10 protein-coding genes are annotated in these 13,198 nt (G+C 57.5%); 4 read left to right on the top strand and 6 right to left on the bottom strand.

Translation table 11 applies throughout. The annotated features are described in order from the left end of the window. Nucleotides 1-73: 73 nt before the first annotated feature. The 3 genes from AC2FEB_RS08515 to AC2FEB_RS08505 all read left to right on the top strand — a co-directional run bounded on the left by AC2FEB_RS08515 (nt 74) and on the right by AC2FEB_RS08505 (nt 2,820). The gene (locus AC2FEB_RS08515) at nt 74-1,168 is read left to right on the top strand and encodes a Zn-dependent alcohol dehydrogenase (RefSeq protein WP_496676730.1); all 1,095 of its coding nucleotides are present in this window, start codon (nt 74-76) and stop codon (nt 1,166-1,168) included. A gap of 19 nt (nt 1,169-1,187) precedes the next feature. After that, nucleotides 1,188-2,420, top strand: a complete 1,233-nt coding sequence (locus AC2FEB_RS08510; protein ID WP_496676732.1) for a mandelate racemase/muconate lactonizing enzyme family protein — start codon at nt 1,188-1,190, stop codon at nt 2,418-2,420. Between the two features lie 112 nt (nt 2,421-2,532). Further along, on the top strand, nt 2,533-2,820 hold the full coding sequence (locus AC2FEB_RS08505) for an ArsR/SmtB family transcription factor (RefSeq protein WP_117869814.1): 288 nt from the start codon (nt 2,533-2,535) through the stop codon (nt 2,818-2,820). Between the two features lie 3 nt (nt 2,821-2,823). Here the strand turns inward: AC2FEB_RS08505 and AC2FEB_RS08500 are convergent, their stop codons facing one another. Continuing rightward, on the bottom strand, nt 2,824-5,820 hold the full coding sequence (locus tag AC2FEB_RS08500) for a cyclic nucleotide-binding domain-containing protein (RefSeq protein WP_496884010.1): 2,997 nt from the start codon (nt 5,818-5,820) through the stop codon (nt 2,824-2,826). 244 nt (nt 5,821-6,064) lie between these two features. Between AC2FEB_RS08500 and AC2FEB_RS08495 the strand changes: the two genes are divergently transcribed. Next, nucleotides 6,065-6,427, top strand: coding sequence for a DUF3307 domain-containing protein (locus tag AC2FEB_RS08495; RefSeq protein ID WP_117872835.1), 363 nt, complete (start codon nt 6,065-6,067; stop codon nt 6,425-6,427). Between the two features lie 6 nt (nt 6,428-6,433). Here AC2FEB_RS08495 and AC2FEB_RS08490 read toward each other — a convergent pair whose 3' ends face one another. From AC2FEB_RS08490 to AC2FEB_RS08470, 5 genes are read right to left on the bottom strand one after another with little or no spacing between them, the layout of a single operon-like run. Next, the gene (locus tag AC2FEB_RS08490; protein ID WP_299898431.1) at nt 6,434-7,165 is read right to left on the bottom strand and encodes a hypothetical protein; all 732 of its coding nucleotides are present in this window, start codon (nt 7,163-7,165) and stop codon (nt 6,434-6,436) included. A gap of 56 nt (nt 7,166-7,221) precedes the next feature. Then, a complete protein-coding gene (locus AC2FEB_RS08485) occupies nt 7,222-8,526 on the bottom strand; it encodes an NAD(P)/FAD-dependent oxidoreductase (RefSeq protein ID WP_117869815.1) in 1,305 nt (434 codons plus the stop codon). Further along, complete coding sequence (locus tag AC2FEB_RS08480; protein WP_117869816.1) at nt 8,523-9,197, bottom strand: TetR/AcrR family transcriptional regulator; 675 nt, start codon at nt 9,195-9,197, stop codon at nt 8,523-8,525. The genes AC2FEB_RS08485 and AC2FEB_RS08480 overlap by 4 nt, the downstream gene beginning before the upstream one ends. Further along, the gene (locus tag AC2FEB_RS08475) at nt 9,198-10,742 is read right to left on the bottom strand and encodes a trimethylamine methyltransferase family protein (RefSeq protein WP_496676735.1); all 1,545 of its coding nucleotides are present in this window, start codon (nt 10,740-10,742) and stop codon (nt 9,198-9,200) included. Nucleotides 10,743-10,744: 2 nt separating this feature from the next. Then, nucleotides 10,745-13,147, bottom strand: a complete 2,403-nt coding sequence (locus AC2FEB_RS08470) for a GcvT family protein (RefSeq protein ID WP_496676739.1) — start codon at nt 13,145-13,147, stop codon at nt 10,745-10,747. Nucleotides 13,148-13,198: the final 51 nt, after the last annotated feature.

The raw sequence follows: 13,198 nt of genomic DNA, 5'->3' as shown, positions 1-13,198 counted from the left end.
GCAAATGGCGGTTTCTGCCTTGCGAGCCGCCTTTTCCCACGCCACCGTGAATCCAACCGGAGTGAGGGAAAACATGCAAAAAATCAAAGCAGCAGTCTGCCGGGCATTTGGCGAGCCATTGGTGATCGAAGAAGTCTATCTGGCGCCCCCCGGCACGGGCGAGGTCGAGGTGAAACTGGAGGCTGTAGCCATCTGTCACTCGGACATTTCATATGCTGACGGAGCATGGGGAGGGTTCCTGCCAGCCGTTTACGGGCACGAAGCCGCAGGCGTGATCAGCGCGGCCGGAGAGGCGGCAGGAGATTTCAAAGTCGGCGACCCTGTGGTGGTGACTCTGATCCGCGCCTGCGGGTCTTGCCCTGCCTGTGCAGGCGGGCAACCGACAATTTGCGAAACACCGTACGATACTGTCAAAGGACCATTGAAAACGAGCGACGGCGGCCCACTCGAACAGGCGATGGCATGCGGGGCCTTTGCCGAAAAGGTTGTGGTGAGCCACCGCCAGATTGTCAAAATCCCCGAAAACCTGCCCAAGGAACTGGCCAGCCTGCTGTCCTGCGGCGTGATCACCGGGGTTGGTGCTGCGGTGAATGCGGCAGGCGTGCGCCCCGGTCAGGACGTTGTGGTCATTGGGGCGGGCGGGGTTGGCCTGAACGCAATTCAAGGCGCGCGGATTGCAGGCGCGCGGCGGATCGTGGCCGTGGACATGACCGAAGAAAAGCTTGAGATCGCCAAAGAGTTCGGCGCGACCCACGGCGTCCTGGCCAGCTTGGATCAACCATGGAAAGCCGCATACAGGGCGCTGGGTGGACGCGGTGCCGATGCCGTTCTGATCACCGTCGGCGCGATTCCCGCTTATGATCAGGCCCCGCGCTATCTTGGGCGCGGCGGTAAGGCGATCATGATCGGGATGCCACATTCCGGTGACATGGCCAGCTATGAACCCGTTGTATTGGCAGCCCTGGGTCAGGGCGTCGTCGGGTCGAAAATGGGCGACGTTGTCATTCAGCGTGACATACCCTGGATGGTGGACCTGTACGCACAGGGACGGCTGAAACTGGATGAGCTGATCTCGGGCCGCTGGTCACTGGATCAGATCAACGAGGCCATCGCCGACACCAAAACCGGATCGGCCAAGCGAAACGTGATCCTGTTCGACAGGACCTGACCCACCGAAAGGATTTGGGATGAAACTGCAGGATCTCGACATCATCGTCACCGCCCCGCCCGCTCCGGGCTGGGGAGGGCGCTACTGGATACTTGTCAAAGTGACGACTGATACCGGCATCACCGGCTGGGGTGAATGCTATGCCTCGTCCGTGGGGCCCGAGGCGATGCGTCATGTCATTCAGGACGTGTTCAAACGACATATGCTGGGCGAGAACCCCGAGAACATCGAACTCATGTTTCGTCGCACCTACTCCAGCGGCTTTACGCAGCGCCCGGACCTGACGGTGATGGGTGCGTTCTCGGGGTTGGAAATTGCCTGCTGGGATATTCTGGGCAAAGACCGGGACAGGCCGGTCCACGCGCTTCTGGGTGGCAGGATGAATGACCGGATTCGGGCCTATACTTACCTGTATCCCCTGCCTCAGCACAACCTGAACGATTTCTGGACCTCTCCCGAACAGGCGGGCGAAACGGCGGCGGAAATGGTGCGCCGCGGCTACACCGCCGTGAAATTCGACCCGGCCGGTCCCTATACGATCCGCGGCGGCCATATGCCCGCGATGAGTGACATTTCCATGTCCGTCGCCTTCTGCAAAGCGATCCGCGAGGCCGTGGGGGACAGGGCGGATCTTCTGTTCGGCACACATGGCCAGTTCAACACGGCCGGGGCTATTCGGCTGGGACAGGCGTTGGAATCATATCAGCCCCTTTGGTTCGAGGAACCTACACCGCCTGACAATATCGAAGATATGGCCCGCGTCGCCCGCAACGTACGCATACCGGTTGCTACCGGAGAGCGGATGACCACGAAGGCAGAATTCGGAGCCGTCCTGCGTGCCGGAGCAGCCGAGATTCTGCAACCGGCGCTGGGACGTGCAGGCGGAATCTGGGAGATGAAGAAAGTCGCAGCCATGGCCGAGGTCTTCAACGCTCAGATGGCACCGCATCTGTATGCCGGTCCGGTCGAATGGGCCGCCAACATCCATCTGGCCGCTTCCATTCCTAATCTGCTGCTTTTAGAAACCATCGAAACACCGTTCCACGATCAACTGATCAAGGGCTCGATCCGGATCGAGAATGGGTTCGTCGCCGCCCCGACAGCTCCGGGCCTTGGGATCGATGTCGACGAAGACCTGGCCCGCGCACACGCATATGACGGAGAAGGGTTGCATCTGCAAATGCAGGAGGACCCATGCGATTACGTTGACGGCAACGCTTTTCAGGGGGGTGCTCCGGCAACCGAGGGGTGACAATACCAGTGGCCTTGATGCATATTGCCATCACAAATCACGATACAACGGTCAGAAAGTGGCACTAAACGAAACCGGACCTCAGGCACACCTAACAGACGCTCCGTCGGACATGAAAGATAGTGCAGCACGCGCGGCTGCATTTCTTAAAACACTGGCGCATGAGGGGCGCCTGATGATCTTGTGCCATCTTGGTAGTGGTGAAAAATCCGTCGGCCAGCTTGAAGATTTACTTCAGTTGCGGCAGGCCGCAGTCAGCCAGATGCTGGCCCGCCTGCGCGAGGAAGAGTTGGTCTCGACGCGTCGGGAAGGCAAAACGATCTACTATTCATTGCGCGACGGAAACACTGAAAAAGTGATCCGTCTGCTTTACGATCTGTTCTGCGACACGGACTGCTGATCGCTAATTAGACACATATCCGGCAATAACCTGCAACAGCTTGAACGCGGTTGCTGCATCGTTTTCCACAACGGCAAGGAATTCTTCTTCACCGATCCGCAAACAGGAAAGCGGGGTTTCTGCCACCATGCTTAGCGCACGTGGTTCTTTTCTGATCAGGCCCAACTCTCCGACCAAAGCGCCAGGCCCGACTTTGGTGATCAATTGGTCAGGCCCCTGTTCTTGTGGCAGGTAAAGACCTGCTTCGCCCTCCAAAACCACATAGGCGCCGTCGGTGGGCTGGTCATCTTTCAAGAATACCACCTGCCCTGGCTCGGCATCAAACCAGCGCGCACCAAAGGCCAGCAGACGCAGCTGCCGCCGATCCAGACCCGAAAACAAGGGGGTTTGTTCCAAGGCGCGTAGTTTCCGCGTCAAATCTGCCGATGCTGCACTGTCTTCCTCCACTTCCACGGGTCCTCCGTCCGAGACCACACGACCTTGCATGATCTCCACGTACATGTCGAATGCACCGGGGTTTTCGAACCGATCATTCAAATAGATAACAGTGGTTTCCGGCAGCAGCTCACGGAGCCGTTTAAAGACGGCCACCTGCGTTTTCATGTCATAGCTGGCCAGCGCGTTTTCCAGAATCAGAATATCAGGTTTCTTGATCGCCGCACGTGTAAAGGCCAAGGGTTCGGCAAACACCGCCGGAAGATTCTGACCACCCAGAGCAACCTGAACATCATAAATCAACTCAGTAACCAATGGGCGCGCGCCGTTTTCCGCCAACACATCGACAATCAGCTTGCGGGCTTCATCCGAACGGGCCCCGCCAATTTGGCTGACTTTCCCGAACAGCGCATTTTCCATGACCGTCAATCCAGGCGCAAAGACGTCCGGATCCAGTGGAACGAAGACGTCCTTCAAACGCTCCATCAGTTTCTCGGAATGGCTGTGCCGCAGTTCGAGGATGCGATCCTTCAGTTCGTCCGTGAACGCAGGCCCGATCTGTTCGGCAGAGATCACAAAAGGGACGGCCAGCATATTGGCCAACTGTTCGTCATCCAGCCCGTCCGAACCTTCTTTGCGGGTCTGGTCCACCAGATCCACCGCGACTTCATAGGTCTTTGCGTCAAGACCGAGCTTTTGGAACAACGGGTGGTCCGTTCCATCGATCCCGAAGATCTGGCGCAGCATTTCGATCACATCGCGGGTCAACGCGATCAATGTCTCGTCCAGCCCCAATTCGCGTAACTGTCCTAGAAAAACCTTCTGTTGCGCAAGCAAAGCTTGTGTCACAGGAACACGTGGCGTTGCGAAAAGCAGGTTTTCAGCCACAGGCAGGGCCGCGTTATACGCGTTCCGGTCAAAGACAAGTGCCTGTTGTTCCAGTCCCGCTTCACGAACGGCTTGCTGCACAAGCGGGCGCAACTCGATCAGTTTCTTTGCCAGTTCACAATGCTCGGCCGCATCAAAACATTGTTCCGCGCCCCGTTGGAACAGCGCTGCGCCAAACCCCATTCCATCAATCAACTGCAACCACCAGGCACGCAATTCTGCGGCGTCCTGAAAGCCGGCCAGAGATGGATCAAGCCATTCCGCCCTGAACGGGTCGGCACTGTTCCCCGCCCTCAGGGATTCGAGAAAATCCGGATCGTCCGTGGAGTCAGTCAGCGGTTTGAACCGCATCGGCATCATCACGTTGTCGCCCAACGTACCCTGAAACATGACTGGGCGCGATGTGACATACCCGATACGGACGGCGACAACTGCCTGATGCAACTCAGCCAGTTTCAGATCTCCGATCCGCACCTGACCAGCACTGGGCCGTATTTCCCGTGTCAGCAATTCGCCAATGGCGCGTCGATCTTCTTCACTTGGTGCGGCGATACCAATTGTCTTCCCGGCAGGAAAGCTGAGGTCCAAATCATCAAGCACCTGATTGCCATCCATGTCCCGAACCGAAACACGATCCAAAACAATTTTGCCGTTCAGGTGTGGCCACTTGGCAGGTTCACCTTCAAACAAGGTTTCATCTAGCATTCCGGCCGGAGCAAACCGGTCAATGACCACGTCCCAGCGCAGCGACATGTCCTGGGTCTGGTTGTAGTAGGTCAGCAGCTCTTTCCATGGTGAGCTGAGATCCTTGTACGCAGCCAATGCGGCAACCAGCGCCCCCAGCGAAACTGAACCCTGAAGCACCAACAGACCGCCGATCAGGTAGAACATGAATGGTGTAAGCTGCGAGATGAAGTTATTCAGGAACTTCATGAAGAACTTCTTTTGGTAGATCTGGAAACGGATGCCGAACAGGCGACCCAATTGCTCAGAGATCATCGACCGCCGATAACGCCAGCCGCCATTGGTCCGCAGGGTGGACGCGCCCACCGCGTTCTCGCCGATCTGCGCGGCGAGAACGCGAACTTCCTGAATGCGTTTTTTGTTCAGCAGGTTGATCTGGCGCTGTAGTTTGGGGATCAACCAGGCCTGCAGCGGAATGAGGGCCACAGCGGCAAGCCCAAACCAGACGCTTTGCAGGAACAGGAAGGAAAGTATGGTGATCATTTGCCCGGCCTGCAGAACAGGTTGACTGATCGCATCGCCCATCAAGCCGCCCATCGGCTCGCTTTCGGCGGTGATCATTGACACCATCTCGCCCTGGCTGACTCGCTCGAAATAGGGTTGAGGAAAGCGCAGCGCCCGATTGATCAACTGATAGCGAAAGCGCCGCAGCATCCGTTCACTCAGCACACCTTTCATGGTGTTGATGCGCATTTTCATCAGGCCATGGCACAGCACTGCCGCCAGAAAGGCAAAGCACAGAATAATCAGAAAATTGGTCTGCGACATAGAATAGCCCCAGACTGTCACCTCGGAGGTGGACGACCCGATCGCGTCATTGATTATTCGTTTTGGCAACTCAAGAGTGAGGTACAGCAACGGAAACAACGTCGCCGTCACGGCCAGCAGGATCAGCTGTTCGCGCTTGGAGTATTTCCAGATAAAGCGGAATATTGTGCGTTCTATGGAACCTGCCCCTGCTGCTGACCGACGACGCGGATTGAACGTAATGCATGCAATTTCAACAGCATGAATCAAATGTCATCCAGATAGGATAAGCAAATTTTTTCCTTTTGGAAAATTTCTTGATGTAATGTGAACTAGTTCATTTACGCGAGCCCGTTTTATTGCCTAATGTTGGCCTGAGAACGATATCGGGAGGGTTCTTTTGGCAGCCAGTTTTGGCGCAGTGTTTCTTATGCTTTGTCTTTTGCTGATCAAGCATATGTTCGCTGACTACTACCTCCAGACACCGAAGATGCTCTCCGGCCGGGGTGAGTATTTTCACTTGGGACGCGCGCAACATGCCGCTGTGCATGTTGTGGGTTCTGTCGTCGTTTTTTTGGTATTCGGCGCACCGCTGCTTTTCATTCTGATCATCGCGGCGCTGGAGTGGTTTATCCATTTCAATATCGATTACATCAAAGCCAGCTATTCAGACAAAAAGCGGCTTGAGCCAACGCAAGCCGCTTTTTGGCGCGCGGCAGGTTTAGATCAGTTGATGCACAACCTGACTTATTTGGCGATGGTTTGGGCGTGGGTCACCTTCGCCGCCGCCTGATCCGTGCTAGGCTGCATGGTCCAATACACCAAGCCGATAGGCCGACAGCCACATCCGATCCAGCACATCAATCTCATCAGGGTCGAACCGGTGCTCAACTTCCCAATACCGACCCGAGGCAACATAGTATCCAAGGTCGTTTTCAAAACGCCTTGCTTTTTGCATGGCACTAACAGCGGGAAGCGGTGCTGCAGTCAGGTCGGATATCCTGGCTGACGGGAAAACCAGCCGACTCGGCCCATTGGACAACCGCACGGTTCTGCACCCCTGAGCGCCCGCGAAAAGCCCCAGCCGTGCGGATTTCGCTTCAAGCGAGCGCAGTGTCACATCCTTTCGCAACGGGTCTGCAGTGCCGTTTCCATAAAAATGCGTTCGCCCCGAACCTGAATACATCATGTCGCAGCCAAAAAACGCCAGTACATCCGGTTCCAGAGCTGACAAAGCCCAATATCCAGCCGTGAAAGCCATCGTTCCGCCAGCGTAGACGAACCCACCATAGTGATTCTGTCTGGGGACGTATTCGTCGGCAGTGACTATGTGTTGAGTACCGAGGACGACCGCAGGGCGGCGCTCTGCCGGGAAATCTTCAGGATGGATCAGGTAATCCCAGTCGTCTCGGATGCGCCACGCGTTGTTGATGGCAACGACATATGTGAATGGCACGCGCGACCATGTCCGCGCCGCCAGCGCCGAAGGGGCACTACCAAGGATCAATACGGTGGTCTTTGGGTCGGTCATAGTGGGGCCACGCTTGTTGACAGCCCCACACGACATAGACCTTTTGCATAACGCGGCTAGCCCAGAACCGAGAAACTGCTTTCTTCATTGATCGGGCGTTTGCGTGAGTAGAAACCCACGTCGATTGTCCGCTTGATGTATGGCAATTCGAACTGCAACGGGTTCGCGTCGTGATCCGCGCCACTTTCGCAGTAGTCGATCAGCGCTGCCATCATCTTGCCCGCAATCGGCGCGTTCTTGTACTGGTTTCCGCTGGAACCACAGGCCATGTAAAACCCCGGCAGGCTGGATTTGTCATAGATCGGAATCCAGTCGGTCGAAGCATCATATAGGTCAACCACACCGCGCGTCTTTGAAGGAATGCCAAGGCTGGGCACACGCTGCGCGTACCGCATCGCCTGTGTGGTCCATTGGTCGGTGAATTCCCGATTGTAGTTCACATCGTCCTCGCACCACTGATGCGGATCACACTCCGGGTCTTCCGATCCAACAAGGATGTGATTGCCGTGTTCCGGGCGGCAATAACAGGCAATGTCGCTGTCCGAGACGATGGTTCCGTCATTTTCAAAGTCGAACCCTTCCGGGGCGGGAACATGCACGACTTCCTGCCGCAAGGGCCGGGTTTTGATGGTCATATCGTCCAGAACACCGGCCATCCCGTTGATGAAGGCCGAACCCGGTCCCGCAACGTTGACAACGACTTTGGCGTGGATTTCCTCGCCCGAAGCCAGCTTGACACCGGAAACACGCCCGTCCTCGGTCAGGATTTCCGTGACTTCAGCGCCGGTACGCAGCTCGGCCCCGTGCTGTTTCGCAGCATCCATCAGGTTCTGCGCCGACAAGGCAGGGTCTGTGACATATCCCGCCTGAGGCCAGTACACACCGCCCGACATCTTGCGCCCGTTGGGCTGGCCGAATTCCGGATCATCCATGCGCCGCGCCGGGGCAAAGCTGTCCAGCGAATAAACCGGCAAGCGGTCAACCACTTTTTCACCTGACCATTCCTCAAACGGGCAATCCAAATCGGACGAATTGCGCATGTGCTTTTCCAGCATCCCGTTCGCTTCGGTCTTCATGACCAGGCAACCAGTTTCGCGGAACTGCGCAAGGTTCGCGTCCTCCGGCAAGCCAAGATACTCAGCCCAGTCGCGCCAGTAGTGGTATCCTTCCCAGGCAAACGCGGTTCCATCGAAAGTGGAATAATGCATCCGGACAATCGCACAGGACCCGGCCGTAGAACCGTGCCCGACCTGAGAATTCCGATCCAATGACAGGGTTTTCCATCCCGCTTTGGACATCTCGAACGCAATGGCCGCGCCGATCACGCCAGTACCGATGATGATTGCGTCTGGTTGGCTCATGTCTGGTTTCCTTTCCAAAAGCGCAGGGAGTATGCGCTGAATTCTTCAACTTCTTCAGGCTTCGGCTCGACACCGGTAAAGGCGTAAAGGTAATGTGGCACCATCGAAAGCCGCATCTCAATGGGTTCGTTCAATTGCGCCAGATCATAACCAATCTGCATGTAATACAGCACGCGTGCCCGGGTTTCGGCTTCGATCTCGGAATATCCGTAGCGGGCAAACATGGCGTGCAGCGCTTCCAGCCTGCGGGCGTCCGACTGGTCCAGCGTACGTCGCACCTTGCCCGACTTGCGCGCCCAATCACGTACGGCAAAATCCAGCGCGGTGTCGAACAACTGGGTATTCACCACGCAACGATGCACGTTGCAGACGGCCGCCGTGATCGTCTTGGCCGGGGCTTCGGCCTGCGCGATCAAAGCGGCCGTGTTGGTCGCCTGCCAGCGGGCCAGCAATGCATCCAGCAACTCTTGTCGGGATTTGAAGTACCAATAGAAAGACGATCGGGATACCGCCATCCGTTCGGCCAGGTTCAGAACCTTGATCTGGTCCACCCCGTCCGAAACCAGCACATCCATCGCCACGTTCAGCCAGTCGTCACGCGTGACCTTGATGTTGCCGACCAAGGGTTCGGCCTCAGGGTCATCACGATGAAGGATCGGTTTCGTATTCATTCAACTCTCCGGAGGTGCACCGCCCTCGGCGGTACGACGGGCAATGAAGTCATGTAAATCACCTATCCGATCATTGTCGACAGCGGGCGCTTGGAAGTCATTCAGAATGCCCTTCCAAACGTCCGTCGCCCGATGACTTGCGTCCACCGAACCACGCTCGGCCCAAGTGCCGAAATTGGCGTAATCATGGACATGCGGTTGATAAAATTCAGTGTTGTAGCGCTCCATCGTCTGGCTTGATGCAAAGAAGTGACCACTGGGTTCAACCTCGCTCAATGCAGTTTCAAACCCAATCTCGGACGGCCCCGCCTGCGCACCCGCACAGAGTTCGGCGACCATGTTCAGAACTTCCGCATCGCAGACCAGCTTTTCGAAGGAAACCGTCAACCCGCCTTCCAACCAGCCTGCGGAGTGGATGATCACCGTTGCGCCGGCCATAAGGCATCCCCAAAGCCCAAACTGGTTCTCGTTTGCGGCCTGTACATCGTTGATGTTTGACGCCGATCCGGCAGCCGACCGCCAGGGCAATCCAAGATGCCGCGCCAGTTGGCCCGCGGCCAGCGATGCCTGAAAGTGCGACGGCGTCCCAAAGGCGGGCGCACCGGACTTCATGTCTACATTACTGGTGAACGTGCCATAGCAGACCGGAGCACCAGGATTGGCAAGTTGGGTCAAAGTCAGCGCGGCAAGGGCCTCGGCATGAGACAAGGTGATCGCCCCGGCCACGGTGATCGGTGCCATCGCGCCCATCAGGGTAAAGGGTGTGATGATCGACATCTGACCGTGGCGGGCGAAGTCGATCAGACCTTGCGCCATGGGGATATCCAACGTGCGCGGGCTGTTGGTGTTAATGATCGTGTAGCAATGCGCATGGCCCCGGAACGCATCATCCGAAAGACCGCGGGCTGTGGTCAGCATCTCAAAGCAGTCCATCACCTGTGGGGTTCCACGCGAAAAGAAGAACGGAAACTTGTCCGTCAGTTCCATCTGCGCCCGGGTCGTGAAGTAGTGACGCAGATGGGTCGGCACATCCTGAGGCTCAACCTGAGGCGAAATCATCTGAAACACGTCGAAATGATGCGTGAGCTTCAGAAATTCCAGATAATCCTGACCCGTCGCAGGGCGCCGACCGCGTTCAAGATCGGTGGCATTCGGGGCACCGGCTCCGGGCTGGAATACCAACGAGCCCAATTCCAGATTGAAATCGCGACGCCGGGCACCGGCGCGACAGGCAATGGATTTGGGCGCTGAGGCGACAGCGGTCTCGACGATCTCGCGTCCGATAAAAACCATCTCACTGTCTTCATCCACCCGCGCGCCGCCCTGTTTGAACAGTTTCCGCGCCTCGGGAAGCAGGGTCTTTACCCCCAACTCCTCCAGTGTCCGCAACGCGGTGTCATGCATGTCTGCGATTTGGTCGACCAGGAACACTTCCATCAATGGAAAAGGATTCCTGAGGTGGCGATAGTTCACATCGCGGCTGGGCTGCGGGGCGGCTTCAGCCCCTCGCCCCCGCCGTCGGCGTCCTCGCTCCGGAGCAGTCATGATCAGCCTCGCATCGCTTTGCCCTGAGGATCATAAGGCGACGGCGCAATCACGCGCGCCGGACGTTCAACCCCCACCACGTGGACGGACAGTTCCGTGCCCGGTTCGGCTTTGTCCCGATCGATCAGCGCCATCGCCAAGGACTTGCCAACATAATGCCCGTAACCGCCCGAGGTTACGAAACCAACGTGCTCTCCATTAGCCCAGACCGGTTCGTATCCACTGGCATCTGCGTCCAGAGCATCAATTTCCAGTGTCGCTTGAACTTGCGCGGGGCCGTTGCCGTCGCGTTCGGCAAGCGCGCCCGCCTTTCCAACAAAGTCTTTGTCCCAGTCGATCCAGCGATCCATTCCGGTCATACCCGGTGTATAGGCTTGCGTGAATTCCGCCGACCAGATGCCAAAGCTCTTCTCAAGCCGTGTTGACAGCATCGCGTTGAAGCCGCATTCGCGGATACCTTCCTCGGCCCCCGCTTCCAGCAAGATGCGGCGCAGCTTGATGTGGTCGCCATAGCGACAGTTGATCTCGTACCCTTTTTCTCCGGTCACCGACATGCGGGCCACCCGGGCGCGCACGAGGCCGATATCGAAATCGCCGCAGCCCATGAATTTCAAGCCCGAGATATCCTGTTCCGCCAGTTTTTCGACAACCGTCTGTGACTTCGGCCCGACCACGGCAAAGCCACAGTATTCCTCGCCCAAATCACGGATATTGACCCCATCCGTCACGTGATCGTCGAACCAGCGCATATGCCAAGCCCGCAGATAGTAGCTGCCCATGATCCACCAGGTCCCGTCGCCCCAGTTGAGCACGGTCAGATCGCCCTTCAGGCGTCCGTCTTCACCCAGCATCGGGGCAAGCTTGGCGCGGCCCGGGCCGGGCAGTTTCGACGCCATGACATTGTCGAGCCAGTCTTCCGCGTTCGGACCGGAAACCTCGAATCGCGAAAAGCCCGAAATATCCAGCAAGCCCGCACCTTCGCGGATCACTTTGCATTCCTCGGCCACAATGTCATGCGCGTTCGAACGCTTGAGAGTAGGCGTTTCCTCGAACCCTTTCGGCGCGAAATAAAGCGGCACTTCAAGATCCCAGCTCACGCCCCATTTGCACCCTGCCTCGGTCATCGCGTCATGCGCCGGTGCCATTTTCAGCGGCCGCCCGGCGGGCAGTTGCTCGTTCGGATAGGTCATCACGAAGCGGCGGGAATAGAACTGGCCGGTAGTTTCGCGGATATAGCGCTTGTTCTGTGCAAAATCACCGTACCGTGCGACATCCATTGGCCAGGCATCTGCCTCAGGCTCGCCATGGATCATCCATTCGGCCAGCGTCTTACCGACACCGCCGCCTTGCAGGAACCCGGCCATCACCGCACAGGCGGTCCAATAGCCGCGCTTGCCCGGCACCGGGCCGACCAGCGGGTTTCCGTCTGGCGAGAAGGTAAACGCGCCGTTCACCCATGTCTTGATACCGACGTTCTGGATCGCCGGATAGCGTTCGAACCCCAGCATCAGCTCGTTTTCGATACGGTCCAGCTGCTCCTGAAACAGTTCTTCGCCATAATTCCAGGGTGCACCGTCCATGGCCCAGTGCTCGTGATCGACCTCGTATATGCCGACCAGAACACCCTTTTGATCCTGCCGCATGTAGGTGAAGCCCTCCAGATCCACGGTCATCGGCATCTCGAAATCGGCCGCAGCGACCTCGGGCACCGTGTCGGTGATCAGATAGTGGTGTTTCAGCGGAGAAACCGGCAGCTCGACCCCCGCCATGCGTCCCACCTGTTTGGCCCACAGACCGGCGGCGTTGACCACATGTTCGCAGGTGATCGTGCCCCTGTCGGTCACCACCTGCCAGCCATCCGCCGTCTGGATCAGTTCCTCAACCTTGGTTTCCTCGTAGTATTCCGCACCTCTTTTTCTGGCCGCGGTCGCGTAAGCCTGAACGGTGCCGGTTGTATCGATATAGCCTTCACGATCTGCCCACATCGCACCCAGAACACCATCCGTGGACATGATCGGGCAACGCTTCTGCGCCTCTTCCGGGCTCAACAATTCGCAATCGTCGATGCCGATGGACTGGAAGATGCGGTAGTTGGCCTGTAACCACTCCCACCGTTCGGGGGTTCCGGCGAGCGTGAGACCACCGGTCATGTGCAGGCCGATATTCTGGCCCGATTCCTTTTCGATCTCGCTGAGCAGATCAATGGTATAGGCCTGCAAAGACGCCATGTTCGGATCAGCGTTCAAAGCATGGATGCCACCCGCCGCGTGCCACGACGAACCAGACGCCAACCGCCGCCGCTCCAGCATGACGACATCCGACCAGCCGAACTTGGCCAGATGATACAGAACCGACGCCCCTACAACGCCTCCTCCGATGACCACTACGCGATATTGGGACTTCATCCCGACCTCCCTGAACAAAATCTAAGGAGACGCTAGTGGCACTGTTCACCT

It is taken from the genome of Ruegeria sp. YTSC106 (assembly GCF_059609765.1).
This window is presented reverse-complemented; position numbering and strand designations above follow the sequence as displayed.

What these genes read in the sequence shown, in the direction of transcription:
- AC2FEB_RS08515 (WP_496676730.1), top strand. Translation starts at nt 74, where the DNA reads ATGCAAAAAATCAAAGCAGCAGTCTGCCGGGCATTTGGCGAGCCATTG.
- AC2FEB_RS08510 (WP_496676732.1), top strand. Translation starts at nt 1,188, where the DNA reads ATGAAACTGCAGGATCTCGACATCATCGTCACCGCCCCGCCCGCTCCG.
- AC2FEB_RS08505 (WP_117869814.1), top strand. Translation starts at nt 2,533, where the DNA reads ATGAAAGATAGTGCAGCACGCGCGGCTGCATTTCTTAAAACACTGGCG.
- AC2FEB_RS08495 (WP_117872835.1), top strand. Translation starts at nt 6,065, where the DNA reads ATGCTTTGTCTTTTGCTGATCAAGCATATGTTCGCTGACTACTACCTC.
- AC2FEB_RS08490 (WP_299898431.1), bottom strand. Translation starts at nt 7,165, where the DNA reads ATGACCGACCCAAAGACCACCGTATTGATCCTTGGTAGTGCCCCTTCG.
- AC2FEB_RS08485 (WP_117869815.1), bottom strand. Translation starts at nt 8,526, where the DNA reads ATGAGCCAACCAGACGCAATCATCATCGGTACTGGCGTGATCGGCGCG.
- AC2FEB_RS08480 (WP_117869816.1), bottom strand. Translation starts at nt 9,197, where the DNA reads ATGAATACGAAACCGATCCTTCATCGTGATGACCCTGAGGCCGAACCC.
- AC2FEB_RS08475 (WP_496676735.1), bottom strand. Translation starts at nt 10,742, where the DNA reads ATGACTGCTCCGGAGCGAGGACGCCGACGGCGGGGGCGAGGGGCTGAA.
- AC2FEB_RS08470 (WP_496676739.1), bottom strand. Translation starts at nt 13,147, where the DNA reads ATGAAGTCCCAATATCGCGTAGTGGTCATCGGAGGAGGCGTTGTAGGG.